Raw genomic sequence first — 26,691 nt, 5'->3', positions numbered from 1 at the left:
AGATCCGGTTTGTCCGGAAACACTGATCGGGTTGGCCGGTTCGTTTTAAGTGATTCATTTACCTCGGGAGTTTTTCTGTTATTTTTGCCGCAAAAATCAGCATCAGTTATATTTCCAAGATATTAGCCAACCCCATTGAGTACCTGAAAGGCGTCGGTCCCCAAAAAGCCGAGTTGCTAAAAAAAGAGCTTGGCATCTATACATTCCGGGATCTTCTCGAGCATTTCCCATATCGGCATATCGACAAAACAACCGTTACACTTATTCGTGAAATAGACCCGGCTGCGGATTATGTGCAGATCAGGGCTCGTCTCATGAGCCTGGAGATTGTTGGCGAAAACCGGGCGAGGCGACTGGTGGCCCAGGTGAGGGATGAATCCGGCATGATGGAACTTGTTTGGTTCCAGGGCGTAAATGGTATTGAAAAGATGCTTATCACCGGGCAGGTTTATATGATTTTCGGAAAAGTCAGTTTCTTCCAGGGAAAACCACAGATCACACATCCCGAAATCGAGGCACATAACGAGTCCTCAGCCAGTGGCAAAAATTTCCTGGAGCCCGTATATCCCAGCACTGAAAAATTAAAAACCCGTGGCCTGGGTGGCAGACAAATCGCTAAACTGGTTTACGGTTTGTTCACAATGATCAATGAAAAAGATGTTCCTGAAATCATTCCTCCCGCATTATTGGAAGAACTAAAACTGATGCCAAGGTACCAGGCCTTTTCAAATATCCATTTCCCCCCGGATCCCGGCATACATGAAGAGGCGCTTAACCGGCTGAAATTTGAAGAATTTTTTGTTGCGCAGATCCGGCTGGGGATGATCCGTTCGCAGCGACACAGATCCTCAAGGGGTGTTATCTTTGAAAAAGTCGGGCCTCTTTTCAATACATTTTATGAAAAGTATCTGCCTTTCAAATTAACCGGGGCTCAAAAACGGGTTATCAAAGAGATCAGGAAGGATACTGCGGCCGGCAAACAAATGAACCGGCTTTTACAGGGAGATGTAGGCAGTGGCAAAACCATCGTGGCGCTGGTGGTAATGCTTATCGCAGCCGACAATGGCTTTCAGAGTTGCCTTGTAGCTCCGACTGAAATTCTTTCTCAGCAACATTTTGCCAACCTGCAACGCTTGTTGAAGGATCTTCCGGTTCAATGCCGGTTGCTCACCGGATCCACAAAATCGGCCTCCCGTAAACAACTTCATAAGGACCTGGCTGATGGCACCGTTTCAATTCTGGTTGGAACTCATGCCGTGATTGAAGATGTCGTAAAATTTTCGAATCTTGGCCTGGCCATCATTGATGAACAACACCGTTTCGGCGTTGCCCAGCGTGCTAAACTTTGGGCGAAGTCAGTTATCCCTCCACATGTATTGGTTATGACCGCGACACCTATTCCGCGAACACTTGCCATGACGGCTTACGGAGATCTTGATTACAGTGTAATCGATGAATTACCACCAGGTCGTAAACCCATCATAACTGTGCATCGCTATGAAACAGTACGTTCCCAGGTAATGAGTTTTATCCGTGCAGAAATTGCACTCGGCAGGCAAGCTTATATCGTATTTCCGCTTATTGAAGAATCTGAAAAGATGGACTACGAAAATCTTATGAAAGGCTATGTAAATGTAAAAGCATATTTTCCTGAACCAAAGTTCTATATCAGTATGGTACATGGACGTCAGTCTAGTGATATCAAGGAAACGAATATGAAACGTTTCAAGGATGGTGATACACAGATCCTGGTATCTACTACTGTTATTGAGGTTGGAGTTGATGTGCCCAACGCCAGTGTAATGGTCATTGAAAGTGCTGAGAAATTTGGTCTCTCACAGCTACACCAGTTACGTGGCAGGGTAGGAAGGGGAAGTGATAAAAGTTATTGCATTCTTCTCACCGGAACCAAACTCAGCAATGAAGCAAGGGAAAGGTTGAAAACAATGGCTGCCACTTCAGATGGATTTAAGATAGCTGAAAAGGATCTTGAGCTGCGTGGCCCGGGCGATATTAGTGGTACCAGGCAAAGTGGACTGATGAATTTTAAACTGGTAAGTATTACCCAGGATAAACATTGGCTTGATCTTGCTAAAGAAATGGCAGAGAAGGTGCTGAATGATGATCCTGTTCTTGCCAATTCTCAAAACAACGGGCTCAGGGACTATCTGCAATCCGTGGCCGGCAAAACAGCCTGGAGCAAAATCTCGTAGCTGAAACTCCGGAATCAAAAGAACCGTACTTTTGGAGTCATCACTCATCACTCAAGAAGAATTTGCTATGAAAATGGAAGCGATTAAAAAAATACTAATGGTGCTGACGGTGTTCGTCTTAGTTGCCGGGGCTTTGCAAGCACAGTATGATGAACCCGCAGAAAAACAAGGCTTTGACAAGAGTCGTTTGTTTGGAGGAGGTAGCTTTGCGCTTAATTTCGGTAATATAACCATCATCAATATTTCACCACAGGTTGGATATCGTTTCAGCCGTTATCTTGCTGCTGGTGTTGGCGTCAACGGGCAATATTCATCATTCAAAACCATCAATGGATATGATGGTTCAACACTTTCACGCGAAGAATATGGGGTTGCAGGAATGAATATATTCGGTAGGTTTTATCCTATCGAACAGATAATTCTCCAGGTACAGCCTGAAGCAAACTATGTTTGGGGTAAAGTAAAATACTATGATCCTGCCCAGGAATTCAAACTGGATGGTAAGATTGTTCCTTCATTGTTGCTCGGCGCCGGTGGTGCGATTCCTATGGGTGGTGCGGGTGCATTTATTATTATGGCCCAATACGATGTTTTGCAAAGCGATCGTACGCCTTATGGCAGCAAGGTCTTTTTTAGTTTTGGCTATAACTTTGGATTCTGATATTTTATATAGCTTATCTATGTAAAAGTGCGCTGGCTTTTAAGTCCAGGCTTCGGAGCAAAGAATTCCAGTAAAGACTTCCAGCGAAGACTTCTTTGCTTATAAAAGTTATTCAATCCTGTTGAAGATTTCAATGGGCGAATTGCAAAATATAATCCGTTCTTCCGGCAATTCATATAAAAAACCTTCTCTTCTTGCATGATGAAGATGATGCATCAAATGATTATAATAACCTTCTGAATTAAGGACGAATATTTTTTTATCATGAATCTTTAACTGGTTCCAGGTTAACATTTCGAAAAATTCATCCAATGTTCCGAAGCCGCCAGGCATTACAATCGCGACATCACAAAGTTCGTACATCATCTTTTTTCGGGTATGCATATCCGGTACAATCGTTAACTCACTCAAGCCATCGTGTTGCTGCTCCCATTCGATCAGAACCTTCGGGATTACCCCGGTAGCTCTTCCGCCATGCTCCAGTACAGCATCAGCTATAATCCCCATTAATCCTTTTTTGCCTCCACCATAAACGAGTTTAAGATTCAGAACCGCGATCAGTTTGCCAAGTTCAGCCGCATGTTGACTGTAGATTGGATTTACCCCGTTTTTCGACCCGCAGAAAACTGCTACCGCATCTATGTTCATTCGTTAAATGTAGAAACTAATCACTGAAAATTCAAATGGCCGGGGCATATCAAAAGCAACAATTGAATTTGCTTTTCGTTTTGGTTTTTTACTTCTTAACTTGCTGAATCGTATATAAAAGCTATCTATGTCTGCTACCTTGCTGTTTTCTTTTGTAATCGGCTATTTTCTCATATTACTGGTAGTCGCTTATTTTACTTCCAGAAATTCAAATAACGATTCTTTTTTCATTGGCAATAAAAACTCAAACTGGATGCTGGTTGCATTCGGAATGATAGGTACATCATTGTCCGGTGTAACCTTTGTGTCAGTGCCCGGAACAGTCGGGATTTCCGGATTTGCTTATTTCCAGGTGGTGATTGGTTATGTTATAGGTTATGTGCTTATAGCCTTCGTTCTGCTACCTCTTTATTACCGGCTCAATCTGACTTCAATTTACCATTACCTGCAAACACGTTTCGGCATTGTATCTTATAAAACCGGGGCTTTGTTTTTTATTATTTCGAGAACCTTAGGTGCAACCGCCAGGCTTTATCTTGTTATTAATGTGCTACAGATATTTATCCTTGACAAGCTTAATGTCCCTTTTGGTGCAACCACATTTGTTATATTGCTCATGATCCTGCTTTATACCTTTGAAGGTGGTGTTAAGACAATCGTATTTACAGATACCCTGCAGACTTCCTTTATGCTGCTTGGACTTATAGTTACCATCGTTTATATCATGCATAATATGGGGGGATCGCTTGGATCGGTAATGTCAGAATTGAATGAGAAAGGACTTTCCAGGATATTTAATACGGATGTTAACAGTTCTGCATTTTTTGTTAAACATATTCTTGGAGGCGCGGCTATCACTGTTGCGATGACAGGCCTCGACCAGGAGATGATGCAGAAAAATATCAGTGTGAAGAACCTGAAAGATTCCCAAAAGAACATGATGACTTTTACCTTCATCATGGCTATTGTTATATTCCTGTTCCTGCTGCTTGGCGGCCTGCTTTATCTTTATGCTGCACAGCAAAGTATCAATGTTCCGGCAGACGATCTGTTTCCAACCATTGCTCTTTATCACCTGCCGACCTGGGTTTCAATTATCTTCATTATAGGGCTGATATCTGCCCTTTTCCCCAGTGCTGATGGTGCCCTGACGGCACTTACTTCTTCCTTTTGTATTGATATCCTGGGCATGAAACGCAAGGAGGAATGGGATGAGAAAAAGCGTAAACGGATCCGGCTCACGGTTCACTTTCTTTTTGCTTTTATATTTTTTCTGTTTGTGCTTGGCTTCAAGTTAATGAACAACAAGTCGATTATCGACGTGATCCTTAAGGTTGCCGGTTTTACTTATGGCCCGCTGCTCGGTCTGTTTGCATTTGGTATTCTAACCAAAAGAGTTATCAATGACAAATATTCTCTGCTTGTTTGTCTGATCGCTCCGTTGATTATCCTCGGGGTCGATATTGTGAACAACGTTGACTGGTACATCAAATTGAACCTATTGGGTGAATGGCTCAACGGCGTCAAAGAATTTTCAGCTTCGCTTTTCGGATCCTTCCGGATAGGTTATGAAGTTTTGATCTACAATGGGATACTCACTTATCTCGGCCTGTTAATCATTTCAAAAAAACCAGCAAAAGGGTAAACTAAATTAATATGTTTTTCGTTTAATATGTAATGCCGTCTTAGGATGGCATTACTTGTCTTAAGCAGAACATACCCTGTTTCTGTACCCTAAACCAACGAAAAAATGAAAGAATCAATCAGGATGTCAAAACAACGCCGCTGGTCAGAGTCCAAGGGACACTCCAGCTGGCAGATCTTTAAAATAATGGCGGAGTTTGTGGATGGCTTCGAGGCTTTGGCCAAACTAGGTCCATGTATTTCAATATTTGGTTCGGCACGTACCCAACCGGGACATGCGCACTATGAACTTGCGGTGGAAATATCCAAAAGGCTGGCAGAAGAAGGCTTTGGTATCATTTCCGGCGGCGGCCCCGGTATCATGGAAGCAGCAAATAAGGGTGCGCAGCTCGGGGGTGGTAAATCTGTTGGATTGAATATTGAGTTGCCATTCGAGCAACATTCAAACCCATTCATAGATCGCGATGCCAATCTGAACTTTGAATACTTCTTTGTGAGGAAAACAATGTTTACAAAATATTCGCAGGGTTTCATAATGATGCCTGGTGGATTTGGTACGATGGATGAATTTTTTGAAGTGGCCACCCTTATTCAAACCGGAAAAATGTTGCAGGTGCCATTAATACTTGTTGGGAATGATTACTGGCGGGGCCTCGTAACCTGGATGCAGGAGGTGATGATGGAAAGAGTTGGATATGTTTCTCCTGAAGATATTAACCTGCTGCAAATAGCAGATACGGCAGAAGAAGTCGCTCAGCATGTATTGAACTTTTATTCTAAAAATCCGGTTCAACCCAATTTCTAATCCTGATACCAGCATTTGGGACTGGTGTAAACCAACTGAATTCTATTCATTCAACAGGAACCGGATTCCCATATAAAATATCAGCCTCTGCAGCACTAGTGTTAAAACTCTGGTATTAAAACATAAGAGCGGTGGTTTTTATTCCGCTGCGAATTACAGGTATTAAGCATAAATTCAGTGAATTGTTATTTGGGCAGCAGATTGATTTGTACAACAAAAAATTACAGCCCCTAAGTCATTGGTGAAGGGTTGGGAATCTTTGAAGGTGAAGGATCATTTTTTCCCGGCTCCCGCCATCTGGCCAGGGGCTTTTCTTTTTGAAGGCAAGTGCCTGGCATGCTTATATCTCACTCTGCTTATATTTGCAAAAAGCTATCATTGGATATAATTAACCCACTTGCACAAGTATACGCGGAAAGATATTCTGCAAATGAAGATCCGCTTTTAAAGGAAATTGCTGCTGAAACTGCCGAAACACACGCAGAGTCACATATGCTGAGTGGTCATCTCCAGGGCAAATTTCTGGAACTTATGAGCCGTATGCTGCAACCCACCCGAATACTGGAAGTGGGTACATTCACGGGATACAGCGCCATCTGTCTTGCCAAAGGATTGTTAAATGATGGGAAACTTCATACAATCGAGCTCCGTGAAGAAGATGCGGCAACAGCTTCAGCCAACTTCAAACGGGCAAATCTTTCAGAAAAGATAATTTTACACCAGGGGAATGCGTTAAGTATCATTCCTACGCTGGATGAAGCCTGGGACCTGGTGTTTATTGATGCAGATAAACCCAACTATATTGCATATTACGACTTAATACTTCCTTCCGTGAAACCGGGCGGAATCATCCTGGCTGATAATGTTTTATTTCATGGACAGGTTTTAGAGCAGCCGATTAAAGGCAAGAATGCAAAAGCAATCCAGGAATTTAATGAGTATCTTGATCAGGATAACAGGGTAGAGACTGTTTTACTAATCATCAGGGATGGATTATTACTGATCAGAAAAAACGGATAATTCCAATGTTGTTAAAAAAATTTTTACCACTGTTTTTATTAGTTGTCTGGTCTGTGGCGAAAGCACAGCCAGCCGATGTTGTCAGGGAATATATAAACGAATACAAAGAATTAGCCATGGAGGAGATGAAAAGGACCGGTGTACCGGCTTCTATCAAACTCGCCCAGGGTATTCACGAAACGATGGCCGGGACCAGTGTACTCGTGCTTAAATCAAACAATCATTTTGGTATAAAATGTAAATCTGTCTGGACCGGAAATAAGGTTTATCATGATGATGATGCCCGTGGCGAATGTTTCCGAAGTTATACATCACCAATAGATTCCTACCGTGATCATTCTGATTTTCTGAAAAGTGGTCAGCGTTATTCTTTTTTGTTTGAAATGGATCCGGCTGATTACAAAGGCTGGGCTTATGGCCTGAAAAAAGCCGGTTATGCAACGAATATTAAGTATTCTCAGATCATAATTAAGCTCATTGAAGATTATAACCTACAGGAGTATTCACTCATTGCCATGGGCCGGATTCAGCAGGAGGGAAACATAGCCTCAAGTGACAAGCCGAAATCGATATTAACAAGTGCAGCAGTCAATGTTCCCGAAGAAAAAGCGGTATCAAGGCCGTCATATCCCCGCGGCCAGTTTATGATCAACAATACCCGGGTGGTGTTTGCAACAGGAGGAACAGCACTCTTAACGATTGCACAGGAGTACGATGTTCCCTTATCGCGTTTGCTTGAGTTCAATGATTTAAAATCAGATGTACTGGGTAAGGATCAGCTGGTTTACCTGCAACGCAAACGCAAAACCGGGGCTAACGAATTTCATATAGTACAGCCGGGAGAGACCTTATATGATGTGTGCCAGATAGAAGGATTAAGGCTTGAGAGCCTGGTTGAATACAATCATCTCCAGGCTTATGATGAACCCGCAGTTGGTGAGAAGTTATCCCTGAGGTCAGCTGCACAATCCCGTCCCAGAGTGAACGATAATGCAGTCAAGTAACTATAAAATAACACTGAATGTCTGTTATCAGGGTCCACGATAAATACTTCGAACCATATCTGTCCGCTGATGAAATTTCTGCAGCAATAAAAAAAATAGCTGGATCATTAAATTCAGAATACGAGGGCAGGCGGCCATTGTTTATAGCGATCCTGAATGGTTCATTTATCTTTGCTTCTGATTTGTTCAAAGAACTGACCATTGAAGCTGAAATCTGTTTCATTAAACTCGCATCCTATAAGGGGACAAAGTCAACGGGACATGTGGTTACTGCAATTGGCCTGGATATTGATCTGATCGGTCGTGATGTTCTTATCATCGAAGACATAGTCGACACCGGGAAAACCCTGAACCAGTTTCTCCCGCAGCTTCGCCATCAACAGCCCGCTTCCATGAGAATCGTGGCGCTGCTCCACAAACCCGAAGCAACCTTGTTCCCCCAGGATATCGATTACCTTGGCTTTACCATACCGGATAAATTTGTTGTGGGTTACGGACTGGATTATGACGGCCTCGGCAGAAACATCCCGGCAATATATAAATTGATAGAAAGTTGACCGGGTTTCGGGGTTAACAGGATTAAATTCCATCCCGCTAACAAACACTAAACCAATAACTGTTTATATCCCATTGAAAACCCTTGCCATCATATTTTTCATACTGCTTGCTTCAATCCCTTTATCTGCGCAAAACTACCTGCGCGGTGAAATCAGGGATGAGAAAGGCGCCACTTTGTCCAATGCAAGGATACTCGTTCGTTCTACCGGTTATGTTTATTTCTCAGGAAGCAGTGGGTCTTTCGGTATCATTCTTCCGAAGGCGACGGACTCCATCACGATTAGCTTAACGGGTTATCAGCCCATGTCAATAAAGGCAGAATCTTCGAAGTACCAGATTTACGTGCTGAAATCACTTTATATTGCTTTAAGTAATCCTGTAAATCATCTGTCTTCGCTCACTAAAAATCTTGCACCTTCAGACAGAGGCAACTGGACCTTAAAAGGGGAGACCTATACAATGCTGGTCGAAAATGAACCGGTATCAGCAAGGAAATATCCCGAAACAGGATTTGCCATTCATTCAAATAAAGCTTCATACAGCAATATCCGTCGCTTCCTCAACATGAATACGCTGGTTCCCCCGGACGCTGTTCGTACCGAAGAAATGATGAATTATTTCAATTTTGGATATAATCAACCTGAAAAGGATAGTGCCTTTTGTTTCCGCTCATATATAACAGAATGTCCCTGGAACGCGGATAGTGAACTGTTTATGCTCCAGGTAAGTGCAAGAAAGATCGATCCGGAGAAAATACCCCCGAGTAATCTTGTGTTTTTGATTGATGTATCCGGTTCGATGGATATGCCTAACCGGCTCCCTTTATTAAAATCTGCTTTTAAACTGTTGATCGAGAACCTGCGCGAAAGAGATACGGTGTCAATTGTAGTTTACGGCAGTGCTACGGGCATATGGCTGAAACCAACTTCCGGTATTGAAAAGGAAAAAATCCGCAAAGCTATCGAAGAGCTATATCCCGGTGGAGCAACACCTGGCGAATCAGGGATCCTTGCAGCCTACCGGGTGGCAAGGAGCCAGTTTATAAAAAACGGAAATAACCGCGTAATACTCGCAACAGATGGTGATTTCAATGTGGGACAGTCTTCGGAAGACGAGTTGGAAAAACTGATCACCAAACACCAGGAATCGGGAATTTATCTTACCTGCCTTGGTGTCGGGATGGGAAACTATAAGGATTCAAAACTGGAAGTGCTCGCGAAAAAAGGCAATGGCAACTTTTCATACCTGGATAATGAAAAGGAGGCTGAAAAAATACTTGTTAAGGAATTCACTCAAACCATGTTTACCGTGGCGGACGATGTATTCCTTAATATAAGGTTCAATCCCGATTTTGTAAGGGATTATCGTCTGATTGGTTACGATAATAAAATGAAAGCACTGGCAGATTCCTTAAGCCATCTTGAAGGGGGAGAAATAGGCTCCGGTCACTCATTGCTGGCAATGTTCGAAATTTCCCCTGCAAGAATTCTGCAGGATAAATTTGGCCGTTCCGGCCAACTTGCAAATTTGCTGCTCAGTTACCGCAATCCGGAAGATTCTGTGGTGAGACATACTTCATACAAAGCGCCCAATACATTTTACGAATTCAGTGAGATACCTGAATGTTACCGCTTTGCTGTATCAGTAACTATGTTTGCCGCACTTCTGAAAAATTCCAGGTACTATCGCCAGATTGGCTGGAACGACATAATTATCCTGGCTAATAACTCTTATAATCGCAAAGATGCCGTTCAAAAAGAGTTTATTACCATGGTTGAAAAAGCTAAAAAGATCTATAGCAAGTACCGGAAACGCTCCAGGGAATAAACTCAGGTAAACATCTCACGCACCTTATCAAAAAAACTTTTCTCAGACTTATCAGGTTGAGGTTTAAAATTATCAGAAACGTTCATTCTGTCGAGCATAGTTTTTTCGTCTGCAGAAACCTGTTGAGGGGTCCAGATATTCACATGAATAAGCTGATCTCCCTTTTCATATGAGTTAATTGCAGGGAAACCCTTGCCTTTCAAACGAAATATCTTACCACTCTGGGTGCCTGCTGGTATTTTTATTTTTGCCCTTCCATCAATGGTAGGCACTTCGAGATTCGTTCCAAATACCGCATCCGGAAAAGTTATATAAAGTTCGTAAGCAACATTGAGACCATCACGATGCAGTTCCTTGTGTGCTTCTTCTTCAATCAGCACAATCAGATCGCCGGGTGCGCCGCCGCGTTCGCCCGCATTACCTCTTCCGGCAACACTCAATTGCATACCTTCCTGTACACCTGCCGGGATATCGATAGAAACTGTTTCTTCGCCATAAACCCTTCCTTCTCCTTTACAAGCTGTACATTTCGAAGTAATGGTAGATCCTTCCCCGTTACAGGTAGGGCAGGTGGTAACTGTTTGCATCTGGCCCAGGAAGGTGTTCGTAACCCTTCTTACCTGGCCAGAGCCACCGCATGTACCGCAGTTCTGCACACTGTTTTTGTCTTTAGCGCCGGAACCACTGCAGGTATTACAGGTTACATGTTTTTTGACCTTTATTTGTTTGGTAACACCTTTTGAGATCTCTTCGAAATTGAGTTTTATTTTTATCCTGAGATTAGATCCCCTGGTACCACGGGTTCTTTGCCCTCCGCGACCACCACGGCCTCCTGCATTACCACCAAAGAAATTACCGAAGATGTCGTCACCAAAAATATCGCCAAACTGGCTGAAGATATCTTCCATATTCCCTGATCCCTGCCCGCGGGAAGCACCACTTACCCCCGCATGTCCGAAACGGTCATACTGAGCGCGCTTATCAGCGTCACTTAATACCTCATAAGCTTCAGCAGCTTCCTTGAATTTATCTTCCGCAGCCTTATCGCCCGGATTACGGTCAGGGTGAAATTGCATCGCTACCTTACGGTAAGCCTTTTTAATCTCATCAGCAGACGATGATTTTGTTACACTAAGTACTTCGTAATAATCTCGTTTATTAGACATTTATTTTATTTGAAATTCAGACCACAATACCGGCCACATTATTTACCGACTACAACCTTAGCGAACCGAATTATTTTATCGCCCAGATAATAACCTTTCTCCATCTCGTCAACCACCTGACCTTTCAAATCCTCAGATGGAGCCGGAATTTCAGTAATTGCTTCGTGTTCATCAGGATTAAATTCTTTTCCTATGCTTTGCATAGTTTTCAGACCTTTTGAACCAAGAGTGTTCCTTAATTTATTAAAAACGAGTTTCACGCCCTGGCGAATGGCAGCTACATCATCACTTGTATCCATTTGCTTTTCTGCACGCTCAGAGTCATCCAACACTGGCAATAAAGAAACCATCAGATCCCTGGTTGCAGTCTGGATCAACTCCAGTCGCTCTTTTGCGCTGCGTTTGCGGAAGTTATCAAATTCTGCGGCCTGGCGTATATATTTTTCTTTTAGTTCCAGAATTTCGGCCTTGAGTTTATCTGTTTCGCTTTCAGGCATTGGCTCATTCAGATGGCTGGATCCGTCCTGGTTTTCATCCGCATTAATGTTCATTGTCGATGAATTATTGTCCGTCGTTTGCTGTTCTCTTGGATCTGTCATATTGTTATAATTATTCAAATGAATGGCTTTACTTAAATGAATGGCTTCTTAAAATTGTCGGCAAAGGTAGCAATGTCAAGAATATTGCCAAGCAATATATACAGGTCAAATTGTCCTTTATTGATGAGGTTGCCTGTCTTAATTGATTATATGACCGGTCAAACCGGCAATCAAAATCTGAGTATACATTTAGCTGACCACAATTTTAATTGATTATTAATGTAGAATATGAGTGAATATGAAAAATTCTTGCAACAATTTCGAATTAATCTATCAGATAAAATTAACTCATATTGTCATATATATCAATATATTATAAATTAAAAATATCATTATTTTACATTTGAAACGTTGATAATAACGCCGAAAAACCGAAAAATCAAAGTTTTTTTTGCAAATGCACCTATTTTAATGTTAAATTTATTGTGCCATCATTTCAAGCCAAACCAAACACTAACGATATGTCTGAGTCTTGCCACCTTAGTTATACCGGCTCGAGCCCGGGATCTCCACCTATAATACACATAACACCGGATTTCAATATTTCATAGCAACACCTGCTTAGCTAATGCTATGCGGGTATTGTCGTATGATGTTTACGAAAACGTTTTCTTAACCCAAACACCCTCTACAATGCCTCTACTGGAGGTGTGAACAGTGCAACAACACAAGAACCAACTCGACTCAAAAACTTGTTCTCAAAATTTCTCTCCTGCTAAAACAAATGAAAAAAACAAAATTAACCGCTATGATTTTCAAAACAGCTGCCTTACGATCGGTGTGGACTGCCTTGCTCCTGCTACTCGGCACCTTCGCTTTCTCTCAACAAAAATCGGTAACCGGCAAAATTACCGACGGTTCCGGTGCGCCCGTGTCGGGAGTTACCATAAGCATTAAGGGCACTACCACGGGAACCCAAACGGATGCAGAAGGTAATTTCAGTATTACTGTTCCTGACAATAACGCCGTTCTCATTATATCATCAGTTGGATTTAAAGAACAGGAAAGAACAGTCGGAGATCAGACAACGCTTAATATTAACTTAGCTTCAGCTACTTCAGACCTTAATGAAGTGGTTGTTTTGGGTTATACAAGTGCCAAGAAAAAAGATATTATTGGCGCGGTATCGGTGGTTAGCGCGGAAGATCTGAGGATAACACCTTCAGCAAACCTTGCAGTTCAACTACAGGGTCGTGCACCGGGTGTTACCGTAAGTTCTTCGGGTCAGCCGGGAGCAGCTGCCGTAGTTCGTATACGTGGTTTCGCTTCTGCGGGAAATAATAATCCTTTATACATCATTGATGGAGTTCCTACCACTGATGGATCTTTGTTGAATCCGAACGATATCGAATCGTTGCAGGTACTTAAAGATGCTTCCGCTGCCTCTATTTATGGCGCACGGGCTTCAAACGGTGTTGTAATTATCACCACGAAACAGGGAAAATCCGGCAGATCTGTGGTGAGCTACGATGGATACGTCGGCGTCCAAAAAGTAACTGATAAGATGATGCCCGACATGCTGAATACAACCCAGTATCTCGAATATTTGCAAAGATCTTCTGCAGACGGCTATAGACACCCGGTTTTTGGCTTAAAAGGCTCCTTTGCCATTCCTGATTTCTATATTACAAGCGGACCATTCAAAGGTGGGGTATCTGCAAGTGATCCTAGAGCTAATCCTGATCTTTACAATGTTACCGGTTCTCTTTATCAGATCTCAAAAACAAGCCTCGGCACAAACTGGTATGAAGAAGTAACGCGCCCCGCGATACAACATAACCACCAGGTTTCGGCTTCAGGTGCAACGGATAAAGCTTCTTATTCTCTTGGCTTGAATTATTTTGACCAGGAAGGAACTTTTGTTGAAACTTACTACAAAAGGTATAGCGTCCGTCTTAATACATCTTTCAAGCCTGTCAGTTTTTTACGTATCGGCGAAAATTTTCAGTTCAGCTATGAAGATCGTAACGGTGGCGAAAACCGTGGTGAGGGTGATGCGTGGGCAAGTGCTTTTCGTATGGTACCATATGTACCGGTGTATGATATCAAAGGTGGTTTTGGTGGTAATGGCGTTGGTGAATCCGGAAACGGCAGTAACCCGGTTGCTAACCTGGAACGCCAGGCAGACAACACCAATAAGTTCACCCGGGCTTTTGGTAATGTATTCGCTGAAATACCGTTTACCAACTGGTTAACTGCAAGGACTTCTTTCGGAATTGATGCCGGAACACAGTTTTTAAAAAATATCGGCCGCAAGACTTATGAGCGTTCGGAAAACCAGGGCAGTACTCAGCTTACCGAGGAAGCATGGTATTATATGAACTGGACCTGGACCAACACATTGAACTTCCAAAAAGTTTTTGGTGATCATGACATCAAATTGATAGGAGGAACTGAAGCAATCAAAGGTAATTCACGTGGAACCAGGGCTTTCGGGCAAAATTTTGATTTTGAAACACCCGATTTCATTTCTTTAAATACAGCCACCGCTGGTAGCTTAAGTGACCGGACCATTACCACATACAATCTTGGCCGTAACTCGTTATATTCTTTGTTTACACGTCTTGATTATTCCTACAAAGGTAAATACCTGTTAACTGGTACATTCCGTCGAGATGGTAGTTCAAGATTTGGTCCAAACGTAAGGTATGCTAACTTTCCATCCATCGGTGTCGGCTGGAGAATTTCCGACGAGTCTTTCATGAAGGATCTAGCCTGGATCACAGACTTGAAAATACGCGGAGGCTGGGGTCAATTGGGAAGTGAGGCGAATGTACCTGGTGAGAATCCATTCTCAACTTACATTTCAAATCCTGCCCGGACAAATTATGATATCAATGGTGGCAATACTTCATCCGCCCAGGGTTATAGACAGGCACGTGAAGGTAACCCAGATACAAAATGGGAAACACTGGAAAGTTCAAATATCGGTTTAGACGCGACCTTATTCAATGGTGCCATTGACGTGATTTTCGATGTTTATTCAAAAAGCACGAAAGACTTATTGGTGCCCGGGGTATTAAACGGCCTGGAGCCACAAATCACCAAACCAGATGTAAATCTCGGTACAATGAAAAACACAGGGTTTGATCTGGGTATTAATTATAATGGAAACCAGGGGAAAGATTTCAACTATTCAGTTGGTGTAACCTTCTCCCATTATAAAAATGAACTGACAAAATTAAATGAGGAAAATGCACCAAGAGTAATTGGTCTTGAAAGATTAAGCAACGTAATAAGATCAGAGTTGGGTCACCCTATTTCCGGCTTCCATGGTTATATACTTGATGGTTTTTTCAACAGTGCGGCTGAAATTGCTGCCGGTCCCGCTATGGACGGTGCTGTTGTAGGAAGCTGGAGATACAAAGATCTTGACGGAGACAAAAAAATCACAGAGGACGACAGATCCTTCCTTGGTAATCCACACCCTGATTTTCAGTTGGGGCTTAACCTAAAGTTTAATTACAAAGCTTTTGATTTCACTGCCTTCTTATTCTGGAACCAGGGCAATGAAATATTCAATTACACAAAATACTACACTGATATGCGTGTGTTTATCGGTGGGGTAAGTACAAGAGTGTTGAATGACAGCTGGACACCAACAAATACAAATGCTAAACTTCCACAGTTGGGTACAGGTGCAACCAATGGATTTACCGGATTTACTACCAGCACTACAAACTCATACTATGTTGAAGATGGTTCTTATCTCCGTGCAAAAACAGTGCAACTTGGATACACCCTTCCAACAAAAATCAGCACTAAAGCGAAACTGAGCAACGTTCGTTTCTATCTCCAGGCACAAAATCTTTTTACCATCACGAATTATAGCGGTGCAGATCCGGATATCAGCCAGATTTCAAGAGATCCGGGTGGTGCAAGAGACTTTTACATGGGTGTGGATCTTGGAGGTTTTCCAAATCCTAAACAGTTCATCGTTGGTATAAGTGCAAACTTTTAATTATTTAGTAAAATAAAAATATGAAGACGAAAGTTTTATTAATAATAACAGCAATCACCGGGACCTCAATGCTCTCCGGTTGCAAAAAGAAATTCCTCGAGTTGTCTCCTCAGGGGGTTTATGACCTGCCAAGCTTATCCAATAAAAAAGGTGTTGATGGTTTGCTTATCAATGCTTATGCAACATTGGATGGCCGCCAGGATCAGCAAAATGGTGGCGCCAGTAATTGGCTCTGGGGCAGTATCCGTGGTGGCGATGCCTATAAAGGAACTGAGTTCTCGGATATGAATGATGCCAACCCGGTAATGAGGTTCGAAATCCTTCCAAGTAACGGTCAGCTTACAAATAAGTGGACGGGTATATGGGATGGTGTTGGCGGCGCTAACGCGGTATTAAATGTTCTGCCTTTGGCAGAAGATATTTCTGCCGCTGATGCAAAGCAAATCGAAGCTGAAGCTAAGTTCATACGTGGGTTTATGCATTTTGAAGCTAAGAAAGGCTTCAATAATGTGCCCTACATCGATGAAAAAGTTGTCGACTTCAAAGTTCCGAATACTGATGCGGGCGGAGCATATGTAAATATCTGGCCGCAAATTGAAGCTGATCTGAAATTCGCATATGATAACCTGGATGAAAAACGTCCCAACAAAGGACGGGTTAACAAATGGGCCGCAGCTGCGTTTCTTGCAAAGGCCTATATTTTCCAGAACAAGTTTACAGAAGCGAAAACGCTATTTGATGTTATCATCCTGAATGGTAAAAACAGCGAAGGAGTAAAATATGAGCTAACTCCTAATTTCCATTCCAGCTTCCGTGTAACTTCTGAGAACAACTCAGAAACAGTGTTTTCAATCCAGGCGTCTTATGGAGATGGTGCTAACACAAATGGTAACTATGATAACACGCTGAACTATCCGCACGGCGGAGATGCGACCAAAGACAAACCAGGCGCTTGCTGTGGTTTCTTTCAACCTTCCCAGAATCTTGTGAACTCTTATAAAACGGTAGCTGGTTTACCTGAAATCGATACTTATGACAATTCGGATGTAACTAGTGACGAAGCATTTACTTCGGCCCAGCCATTCACACCTTATGCTGGCCCACTTGATCCACGTCTTGATTGGACAGTAGGTAGAAGAGGTATTCCATATTATGACTGGGGTCTGCACCCGGGCAGAGACTGGATCCGCGTTGTTTCATATGGCGGACCATACACTCCTAAGAAAAACACTTATTACAAGGGGGACATCGGTACTTTAGCTGGTACTGTGGGTTGGGGTTTCGCAAACAACGCCCTAAACTTTACACCTATGCGTTTTGCAGATGTACTGTTAATGGCGGCTGAAGCTGAGATTGAAGTAGGAAGTCTTACAACTGCGCTGACTTATATCAACAGGATCAGAACCCGGGCAGCTAACTCTCCCGTACTGAATGGTGCTAATCCGGCCGCAACATATGCAGTATCCAATTATGTATCACTTGGAGATAAAGTAAGTGCCCGCAAGATTGTTCGTTTCGAAAGAAAACTCGAGCTTGCTATGGAAGGCCACAGGTTCTTTGACCTGGTTAGATGGGGCATTGCAGATGTTGTACTCAACAATGAATATTTTGCAAAAGAGAACGTTCGCCGCAAAAGTGCACTCGAAGGTTCTGTATTCACAAAGGGCAAACACGAATATCTGCCGATCCCAGAATTTGCTATCGCAAGAAGCATAATTGATGGAAAGGAAACGCTTAAACAGAACCCTGGTTACTGATTATATTTGGTTTATGATTCCGTGAACCACCTTTCGAGGTGGTTCACTTTTTTTGTACCTTGACTGCTGAAGATCCTCAGATATAAATACCTTTTTTTGAAGACCTGATTAGAAGACCTTATTAACGATAATATTCTTTAGTTTATTTTTTGACTTATGATCCGTGTTCTTTCGTTTCTTCTCTTTATCATTACGCTCTTCTCTTGTAAATCAAAATCCCGTTTCGAAGCTATAAGCTCAACTGAATCGGGTATTGTGTTCAATAATATAATGACCAATAACGATTCCCTAAATGTATTGGATGTAGAAAATATTTATAACGGGGGCGGAGTAGGTATTGGTGATTTTAACAATGACGGATTAGCTGATATTTATTTTACTGGTAACATGGTGCCGAATAAAATGTATGTCAATAAAGGAGATTTTAGATTTAATGATGTTACAGACCAGGCAAGAGTAACTGGTGAAGGCAGATGGGCAAGAGGAGCCAGCGTGATTGATATAAATAATGATGGAAAGCTTGATATTTATGTTTCAGCTTCGTTATCAAAAGATGCAAAAAAAAGAGAGAATATTTTATATGTCAATGTAGGGAATAATGCCGATGGGATCCCTGTATTTGAAAATCTTGCAATTGAGTATGGGCTGGCTGATACATCGCATTCAACAATGGCGGCTTTTTTCGACTACGATAACGATGGTGATCTTGATATGTATCTTGTTGTAAATGAAATTGTGAAACATGAATCTCCAAATACATTCAGACCACAGCTTAAAAACCGGGAACACAAAAACACTGACAAATTTTTTCGGAATGACTGGAATGATAGTCTGAAACATGGTGTATATAAAGATGCGTCCACAGAAGCAGGTGTCACCATTGAAGGATATGGGCATGGAGTAAATATTGTTGATATAAACCGCGATGGCTGGAAAGATGTTTATGTTACCAACGACTTTCTGTCTCAGAATTTGCTTTATATCAATCAGAAAAATGGAACATTTAAAAATGAAATCAATTCTTATTTTAAGCATACAGCGGAAAACGCGATGGGTCAGGATATCATCGACATCAACAATGATGGATTAGCCGATGTCATTGAACTCGACATGAATCCTGAAGATAACTACCGGAAGAAAATGATGATGAATCCGATAGGTTACCAGCGTTATACTAACAACGATTATTTTGGCTATCAATACCAATATGTCAGGAACGTGCTCCAGATAAACCAGGGTCCGATGGTATTGCAAAATGATACGGTCGGTCATCCTGTTTTTTCTGATATAAGTTTTTATGCCGGTATTGCTGAAACAGACTGGAGTTGGTCGCCTATAGTGGCAGATTTTGATAATGACGGTTTCCGGGATATTATCATTACGAATGGTTTTCCAAAAGATGTTACTGATCACGACTTTATGGCATTCAGAAATAAAGCGTCAGCATTGTCATCCAAAAAGGAAATCCTCGACCAGATTCCCGAAGTAAAAATTTCCAACTATGCATATAGAAACCAGGGTGATCTTAAGTTTGATAACGTGACTAAAGATTGGGGAATGGAAACAGCGGGTTTTTCAAACGGTGGCGTTTATGCCGACCTGGATAACGATGGTGATCTTGACCTTGTTATCAATAATATCAATGACGAAGCTTTTTTGTATAAAAACAATTTCCGGGAAACAAACAAAGAGGAGAGCCACTTTCTCGATGTAAAATTCGAAGGAGGCACACAGAATAGAAATGGCCTGGGTGCATGGGCAGAGATTTATATCGGAACTAATCACCGGCAGGTCTATGAAAACACGCCTTATAGAGGCTATCTGTCATCTGTGATCAATTTCGCGCACTTCGGTATCGGGAAAAATACAAAGGTTGATTCATTGGTGATAAAGTGGCCAAATGGAAGCATGCAGATCTTTAAAGATCAATCAGCCAATAAAGTATTAACAGTGAAAGAGTCAGACGGAAAACCAGCCAATTCATTTGTTAAGGACACCGCTAACTACCTTATGATTAATCATCGTTCGATCTTTACTGAAATAACTTCAAAAGCCGGCATCAATTATATTCATGAAGACAAGGATTTTGTTGATTTTAATATTCAAAATCTTTTACCTCATAAGCTTTCTCAGTATGGGCCTGCCCTGGCTGTAGGTGATATTGATGGCAATGGTATCGATGATATAATAAGTGGAGGTTCTTTTTTCTATTATGCACAAGCGTTTTTGCAGCAGGGGGATGGCAGGTTTCAACTTAAGTCAATCATTAGCACCACCACTCAGCATTCAGATACTCAACAAATAAGTACTCAAGAAACAAATACCCAACTAAAAAACACCCGGCAAAAAACAACGGGCCAAATATCGGCTGCACCAACAAAAAATGCAGAGGATATGGGTGTACTTTTATTTGATGCTGACGGTGACAATGACCTGGATCTTTATATTGCGCGGGGTGGCTATGAAGGGCCACCGGGCACAGATTCATATCATGATGTTTTTTACATTAATGATGGCAAAGGCAATTTTTCTGAAAATACTGCTGCATTTTCAGCTAATCTTACGAGTAAGTCCTGCGCAAGGGCTGCGGACTTCGATAAAGACGGTGACCTGGATTTATTTATCGCAGGAAGGGTTGAACCGGGTAAATATCCGGTCCCTGTATCAAGTTATCTTTATCGCAACGACTCCAAAAACGGGCAGATAAAATTCACTGATATTTCGGCCACCGTTGCTCCAAAGATCCAGGGAATCGGTTTGGTTTGTGATGCGCTGTTTACAGATTTCGATAACGATGGATGGCAGGATCTCATTTTACTTGGAGAATGGATGCGTGTTACCTTTCTAAAAAACAATAAAGGCAAATTTGAAGATGTTTCTGCAGATTCAGGGATCGGCAGCGTTTATGGTTGGTGGAATTCAATAATTCCGGGCGACTTTGATAATGATGGTGATATTGACTATGTACTGGGAAACTTTGGTACCAATTCATTTTACAAACCGACTTCACAGTATCCGGTAAATATTATCGCCAAAGACTTTGATGGCAACGGCAGTTTTGATGCCCTCACTTCATATTTTCTTCCTCAATCGTTCAATGATCCCCAAAAAAGAGAGGTTCCTGTTCATCTTCGCGACGACATGATAAAACAGATTGTAAAAACCAGGGCGAAATTTCAGACATATAAAGATTATGCGGGAGCAACTATGCAAAACCTGCTCAACCTGGAGCAAATGGAGGGCCTACTGAAACTGCGGGCGACTGATCTGCATTCGTATTACCTGCAGAATGATGGGAACGGCAAGTTCAAGCCAATATTATTGCCAGCTGCCGCACAGATTTCTGTACTCAATGGGATGGCCGCAGAGGATTTTGATAATGACGGCAACCTCGACCTGGTTGCAACAGGTAATGATTTTGGCACCGAGTTATCAATGGGAAAATATGATGCACTCAATGGAATCTTTCTCCGAGGTGACGGAAAAGGAAACTTTAATGCTTTAACGATTCAGCAAAGCGGGATCTATTTTTCCGGCAACGGCAAAGCGCTGGTAAAACTCAGAAGCAGTAAAGGTCACTACTTGCTTGCTGCAAGCGAAAATCAGGGACCATTAAAAATATTACAACTTAGAAGTGAGGTAAAACTGATCCCCGCACTCACGACAGATGTGAGTGCTATTTTAACATTGAAAAATGGAAAAAAGAGGAAATCAGAATTCAGTTACGGATCTTCGTTTTTATCACAGTCTGCGAGATTCCTGCTATCTGATACAAGTGTGCGGGCAGTTGAGATAACAGATAGTAAAGGCCGGGTTCGTTCAATAACTATAGAGTAAAAAAGAATATTGAAGAGTGCAAATGTTTTCAAATTTCAAATCAACCCGACAATTTAGCCGGCATTGCCAACAAAGAGCTAAGGTCCTGGATATTCTAAACAGTACCAGGGTCAGCATGATAACCTGTTTCTGCATAGTTTCAACCTGCTTATTGATTTCATCATGCAAAAACTATCACCGCAACAAAGCTTATTCAAGCATTCCTGAGTCCAATATCCGGGAAGGTGAAAAACTTGCTCAGATACATTGTCAATCATGTCATGAATTGCCTGACCCTTCGCAACTTGATGTGAACAGTTGGGAGGAAGGAGTGTTGCCGCAAATGGGACCAAGGCTTGGTATATTTAAACATAATTTTAAATACTATCCTTCATTTAAAAAAGATCCCAATCTCGATTCAACTTATTACCCATCAAGACCTTTACTTGATGCTCATGAATGGCAAGCCATCATGGATTATTATCTTGCCACTTCGCCTGATACATTACCCTCACAGTCCAGGCCGGGAATAGTGAACAGGAAATTACCCGGCTTCTCCGTTGAGCTGCCATCCTTCAGGTTAGATACACCGGCTTTATCATTCATAAAAATAAATACAGGCAATAACGCACCTAAATTATTATTCAACGATATCATTAAAGAACGACTTTTCAGCTTCTCCAATATTAATTCCGCTCCAGGGTCTATGGGTTCTTCAGGGAATATAGTTGATATGGCGTTTCATGACCGCAAGTATGTATTCTGTGATATCGGGCAATTAAACCCAACGAATGCAAAACTTGGCTCCCTGGCTTTTGGCCTGGGTGATACCTTAAGAAACGATAGTTCGCATTTGATTCCGGTGGCTTCAGGTCTCGCAAGACCAGTAGCCCTCGCCATGGCGGACCTGAATACAGATGGGAGAACTGATTATGTTGTTTGTGAGTTTGGTAACCTCACAGGGGCCTTATCCTGGTTCGAAGACCGGGGAAGGGGAAATTATTTGCGTCACATACTAAGTCCATTGCCCGGTGCCATCAAGGCTTATATTGTCGATCATAACAAGGATGGATTACCGGATATCTGGGCTCTTTTTTCACAGGGAAGCGAATGCATCATTGTTTATACAAATCTTGGCAACGGTCGTTTTCACCAGGAAAAAGTATTAAGTTTTCCTTCGGTTTATGGTTCCTCTTACTTCGAGTTAGCTGACTTTAACAGTGATGGCTATCCCGATATCGTGTATACATGTGGAGACAATGCTGACTTTTCAATGGTACTAAAGCCATATCATGGGGTTTACATTTTCACAAATGATGGGAAAAACAAATTCACCAACCAATTCTTTTTCCCGATTCACGGATGTTTCAAAGCAATAGCCAGGGATTTTGATAATGATGGCGACCAGGACCTCGCTACCATAGCTTTTTTTGCAGACTTTACTAACCAACCGGAAGAAGGGTTTGTGTATTTAGAAAACAAGGGTCAATATCGTTTTGAGCCCTACACTTTCCCGGAATCCGAACTTGGCAGGTGGCTGACTATGGATGCGGGTGATATAGATGGTGACGGCAAAATTGATCTTGTATTAGGTAATTTTTCGATCCGGCCTTCGGAGACAAAGCCAAAGAAAGATTGGAAAAAAGGACCGGCATTTATATTACTGAAGAACATAAATTGAGATTAATGTTAATCCCGGGGCTTTGCTTTGCTGATTCCATTAATTTTGCGGGTTATGGCCAATGTGTTCCTAAATAAAAAGATCAGTCAACGTGTACCGAATGGTCATCCCTGGATATTCAACAACGAAGTGAGAGAAATTGCCGGCGAATCGAAACCAGGGGATATCGTAGATGTATATACGCACGATAAAAAATTTGTCGGAAAGGGCTATCTTAATCCGCAGTCACAAATAGTTATTCGATTACTCACCCGGGATAAAAATGCGGTTATTGACGAAGCGTTTTTTCACGATCGTATTCTGAAGGCCTGGCAGTACCGGCAGCAAATTGGTTATTCTGAAAATTGCAGACTGATATTTGGTGAGGCTGATGAACTACCGCAGCTTATCATCGATAAATTCAACGATTATTTCGTAATTCAGACACTGGCACTTGGAATAGATGTCTGGAAAAACGAAATTGTAAAGGCTATAGAGAAAATATTTTCACCAAAAGGTATCTATGAAAGAAATGACGTGCCTGTTCGTGAACTCGAAGGCTTACCTCAACAGAAAGGATTTCTTTCAGCTCCTTTTGATACTAAGATCCAGATAGTTGAAAACGGACTCAGATTCCAGGTAGACATAGAAAAAGGACAAAAAACAGGTTATTTTCTCGACCAGCAGGATAACAGGAGGGCTATCCAACATATCGTTAAGGGCGCCGATGTACTTGGTGTATTTACCTATACCGGTACTTTCGAAATTCACGCTGCTCACTATGGTGCAAAATCAGTGCTGGGCCTGGATATTTCAGAAAATGCCGTTGAACAGGCTAACCTCAATGCTGCTTTAAACGGTTATGAAAATATCTGCAAATTTGAAGTGGCCAATGCCTTCGATGTTTTAAAAAACTGGGTGAAAGAAGGGCGACAATATGATGTGGTAATGCTTGACCCACCATCTTTTACCAAATCAAGGGAGAATATACAAAAAGCGATTGCAGGCTACAAGGAAATCAATCTCCGGGGAATGAAACTGGTTAAACCGGGTGGTTTCCTGGTTACCTCAAGCTGTACAAACCTGGTTCCTCCAGATCTTTTTGTAGACATTATGCAAATGGCAGCAAAAGATGCAAAACGTAAACTAAGACAGGTGTGTTTCCAGGCGCAGTCTGCTGATCATCCGATCATGCGGGAACTGGAGAATACGCACTACCTCAAGTTTATGATCACCCAAGTAATTTAAGAGAAATATGAAGTATGAATTATGAGTTATGAAAGGAGTTATGAGTTACGAAAATTTATTTTTCATACCGGATATTCTCATACCTATTATTCAACGGTTCTAAAAGTTGAGGATTATTTAGTGACCTGGAATTTTCCTGAATCTACTAGTTTGCCAAATTGATCTTTAAGTTGAAAGATATAGATGCCACGGTAAAAGTCGCTGAGGTTAACTGTGGTCTTTTGATCGACCTTGGATAATTCATATACCTTTTTACCTGTGAGGCTGAAGATTTGGAAATTATAATTTTTGTCAGCGTTTTTTTGAAAATCGAAGTTGATAACGGAAGTGGCAGGATTAGGATAAAATTTTACTATCCGGGCAACAGGCTCTTGTGCAGGGGTTTCCCTTGGGCGCTCCTGGCTTTTCGCTTGTAGTGAAACAATAAGGATGATGGACAGAGAGTAAAAAATCTTCATGCAAGATGATATTTTACGATTATGTCCCAAGATATTTCCATTAATTCAAATGTACAAATGATTTGAGATATTAAAGAAGTTACTAAGGGAAATATCTTAGTTTTTTACTCAGAAAGTATTATTACGATATTGCGCGTAAGTCGATGATTTGCAGCGAGATAGTTATGATATTGAGCTATTCCCAATTCGGGATTCACCCCGTTCAGTTCAAATTCTTCAACGTTTCATTGATTTTAGCAAAATCAGGCACTTCGCTGGCATTCTCCAATACCTCGGCGTATCTCACGATCCCGTTCTTGTCAATCACGAAAGCGGCTCTTTTAGACACCCCCTTCATTTCCATTCCAAAAGTTTCATATATAGTTTCGTAATTCCTGGAAATCTCCTTGTTGAAGTCGCTTAACAGTTCAAAATTGAAATGTTGTTCTTCCTTGAATTTACGAAGGGAATAAGGGGAATCAACACTAATGCCAAATACCACGGCGTTTGCTGAATTATAGGCCGCGATATTATCTCTTACCCCACAAAGTTCAGCAGTACATGTACTTGTAAATGCCAGCGGGAAAAATAAGAGCAACACATTTTTACCTTTTTGGTCATCAAGGCTAATTTTCTGCTTTCCTGTATTATATAACGCGAATGCCGGTGCCGTATCCCCTATTGAAATTGCCATGCTAATTTAAGATTGGTGAGTTTAAGATTGGTAAGTTTAAGATTGATTAGTTTAAGACTGGTGAGTTTAAGACTGGTGAGTTTAAGATTGATGTGTTTATGATGTTAGCTTAAGGTTGGTTAGTTTATAATTGATTAGTTTAAGACTGGTGAGTTTAAGATTGATGTGTTTAAGATTAGTGAGTTTATGTTTGGTTAGTCTAAATTGTTCAGGTGAATGTTAGAAATGCCGGGAAATAAATCCTTAAAATTTTGGACAAAGCATTTTGTACTGACTACTGTTGTCTCTTTTGATAAAACCAATATAGGACACAGAAAGTTCAATTCCACCTCTACCCATACTTGCAGTTTTTAAAGGAGAAATGTTTACATCATAACTCATTGCCACTGAAAGCGGGTACCGGTCAACTTTTATTACAGGGATAACAGCGTCTTTCCATCGCAGAAATCCCCCTGCATGTACGGTATATAAAGGGTTGTCCGGATTGTCTCCAAGTTTGTAGGAATAAAGTGCGCCCGCGATAGTTTCAGTATGACTGCCCTGGAGACTATAATCTGCCTGCAGATTGAAATAGGAATAATCGTCTACATTCAGCTTTACCCCGGCCGAAAACACATATTTCGCATTCAATTCAATTTCCGGGTTCCTGTAAAATGAATTTTTAGGCCGGTTCAGATGATGATAAGCGCCCCCGACAAAAAGACTATTAACCTGGCCCGTGCCAAAGGTTGTATTAAAACTCAGCCCGGCACTTGCATCCCAGGTAGTGAAATTTGGTGCAATGAACATTTCGCCGGTTGGGAGTGTGGGATCATAACCACCCGGACCGTATTGATTATCTGTCGTCATTTTAGACATATCAATGCTTTTCCTGATCATGCCGCCCATTACCCCAAAAGATAAATACATTGTTTTCTGGTCGCTGAGCGATTTATGATAGTTCAACGCCGGCAATACCTGGGAAGTTGTTAGT

19 protein-coding genes are annotated in these 26,691 nt (G+C 41.7%); 13 read left to right on the top strand and 6 right to left on the bottom strand.

Going from position 1 to position 26,691, the window contains the following annotated elements:
* Positions 1-56: 56 nt before the first annotated feature.
* Complete coding sequence (gene recG, locus VK664_RS17195) at positions 57-2,213, top strand: ATP-dependent DNA helicase RecG (protein ID WP_461399965.1); 2,157 nt, start codon at positions 57-59, stop codon at positions 2,211-2,213.
* A gap of 73 nt (positions 2,214-2,286) precedes the next feature.
* The gene (locus VK664_RS17190; RefSeq protein ID WP_461399924.1) at positions 2,287-2,874 is read left to right on the top strand and encodes a hypothetical protein; all 588 of its coding nucleotides are present in this window, start codon (positions 2,287-2,289) and stop codon (positions 2,872-2,874) included.
* Between the two features lie 108 nt (positions 2,875-2,982).
* Here VK664_RS17190 and VK664_RS17185 read toward each other — a convergent pair whose 3' ends face one another.
* The gene (locus VK664_RS17185; protein ID WP_461399923.1) at positions 2,983-3,522 is read right to left on the bottom strand and encodes an LOG family protein; all 540 of its coding nucleotides are present in this window, start codon (positions 3,520-3,522) and stop codon (positions 2,983-2,985) included.
* 127 nt (positions 3,523-3,649) lie between these two features.
* On the opposite strand from VK664_RS17185, the gene VK664_RS17180 reads away from it, so the two are divergent.
* From VK664_RS17180 to VK664_RS17155, 6 genes are all read left to right on the top strand, one after another.
* The gene (locus VK664_RS17180) at positions 3,650-5,167 is read left to right on the top strand and encodes a sodium:solute symporter (RefSeq protein ID WP_461399922.1); all 1,518 of its coding nucleotides are present in this window, start codon (positions 3,650-3,652) and stop codon (positions 5,165-5,167) included.
* 105 nt (positions 5,168-5,272) lie between these two features.
* On the top strand, positions 5,273-5,971 hold the full coding sequence (locus tag VK664_RS17175) for an LOG family protein (protein ID WP_461399921.1): 699 nt from the start codon (positions 5,273-5,275) through the stop codon (positions 5,969-5,971).
* 378 nt (positions 5,972-6,349) lie between these two features.
* Positions 6,350-6,991 carry an O-methyltransferase gene (locus VK664_RS17170; protein WP_461399920.1) on the top strand — a complete coding sequence of 214 codons (642 nt, stop codon included), beginning with the start codon at positions 6,350-6,352 and terminating at the stop codon, positions 6,989-6,991.
* Positions 6,992-6,996: 5 nt separating this feature from the next.
* On the top strand, positions 6,997-7,995 hold the full coding sequence (locus VK664_RS17165) for a glucosaminidase domain-containing protein (protein ID WP_461399919.1): 999 nt from the start codon (positions 6,997-6,999) through the stop codon (positions 7,993-7,995).
* Between the two features lie 17 nt (positions 7,996-8,012).
* Complete coding sequence (hpt, locus tag VK664_RS17160; RefSeq protein WP_461399918.1) at positions 8,013-8,552, top strand: hypoxanthine phosphoribosyltransferase; 540 nt, start codon at positions 8,013-8,015, stop codon at positions 8,550-8,552.
* 73 nt (positions 8,553-8,625) lie between these two features.
* Entirely contained in the window at positions 8,626-10,380 is a 1,755-nt protein-coding gene (locus VK664_RS17155; protein WP_461399917.1) for a YfbK domain-containing protein, read from the top strand.
* Between the two features lie 2 nt (positions 10,381-10,382).
* Here VK664_RS17155 and dnaJ read toward each other — a convergent pair whose 3' ends face one another.
* On the bottom strand, positions 10,383-11,546 hold the full coding sequence (dnaJ, locus tag VK664_RS17150) for a molecular chaperone DnaJ (RefSeq protein ID WP_461399916.1): 1,164 nt from the start codon (positions 11,544-11,546) through the stop codon (positions 10,383-10,385).
* Between the two features lie 38 nt (positions 11,547-11,584).
* The gene (locus VK664_RS17145) at positions 11,585-12,145 is read right to left on the bottom strand and encodes a nucleotide exchange factor GrpE (RefSeq protein ID WP_461399915.1); all 561 of its coding nucleotides are present in this window, start codon (positions 12,143-12,145) and stop codon (positions 11,585-11,587) included.
* Between the two features lie 724 nt (positions 12,146-12,869).
* Here VK664_RS17145 and VK664_RS17140 point away from each other — a divergent pair.
* The 5 genes from VK664_RS17140 to VK664_RS17120 all read left to right on the top strand — a co-directional run bounded on the left by VK664_RS17140 (position 12,870) and on the right by VK664_RS17120 (position 24,587).
* Positions 12,870-16,106 (top strand): SusC/RagA family TonB-linked outer membrane protein, encoded by a 3,237-nt coding sequence (locus tag VK664_RS17140; protein ID WP_461399914.1) that lies wholly within the window; start codon positions 12,870-12,872, stop codon positions 16,104-16,106.
* 20 nt (positions 16,107-16,126) lie between these two features.
* Positions 16,127-17,863, top strand: a complete 1,737-nt coding sequence (locus tag VK664_RS17135) for a RagB/SusD family nutrient uptake outer membrane protein (RefSeq protein ID WP_461399913.1) — start codon at positions 16,127-16,129, stop codon at positions 17,861-17,863.
* Positions 17,864-18,019: 156 nt separating this feature from the next.
* Positions 18,020-21,700: a VCBS repeat-containing protein gene (locus VK664_RS17130; RefSeq protein WP_461399912.1), complete on the top strand. Its 3,681-nt coding sequence runs from the start codon at positions 18,020-18,022 to the stop codon at positions 21,698-21,700.
* A gap of 115 nt (positions 21,701-21,815) precedes the next feature.
* The gene (locus VK664_RS17125; RefSeq protein WP_461399911.1) at positions 21,816-23,360 is read left to right on the top strand and encodes an FG-GAP repeat domain-containing protein; all 1,545 of its coding nucleotides are present in this window, start codon (positions 21,816-21,818) and stop codon (positions 23,358-23,360) included.
* A 54-nt stretch (positions 23,361-23,414) separates the two neighbouring features.
* Positions 23,415-24,587, top strand: coding sequence for a class I SAM-dependent rRNA methyltransferase (locus tag VK664_RS17120; RefSeq protein ID WP_461399910.1), 1,173 nt, complete (start codon positions 23,415-23,417; stop codon positions 24,585-24,587).
* A gap of 113 nt (positions 24,588-24,700) precedes the next feature.
* On the opposite strand, the gene VK664_RS17115 is transcribed toward VK664_RS17120, so the two are convergent.
* The 3 genes from VK664_RS17115 to VK664_RS17105 all read right to left on the bottom strand — a co-directional run.
* A complete protein-coding gene (locus VK664_RS17115; protein ID WP_461399909.1) occupies positions 24,701-25,045 on the bottom strand; it encodes a T9SS type A sorting domain-containing protein in 345 nt (114 codons plus the stop codon).
* Between the two features lie 202 nt (positions 25,046-25,247).
* On the bottom strand, positions 25,248-25,718 hold the full coding sequence (locus VK664_RS17110; protein WP_461399908.1) for a redoxin domain-containing protein: 471 nt from the start codon (positions 25,716-25,718) through the stop codon (positions 25,248-25,250).
* A gap of 243 nt (positions 25,719-25,961) precedes the next feature.
* A partial coding sequence (locus VK664_RS17105) for a type IX secretion system membrane protein PorP/SprF (RefSeq protein WP_461399907.1) occupies positions 25,962-26,691 on the bottom strand: 730 nt, incomplete at its 5' end.

Source organism: Flavitalea sp., assembly GCF_035489435.1.
GTDB lineage: Bacteria > Bacteroidota > Bacteroidia > Chitinophagales > Chitinophagaceae > DATHKG01.
The sequence above is the reverse complement of the archived record's forward strand: the minus strand, read 5'-3'. Positions and strand labels throughout refer to the sequence as shown.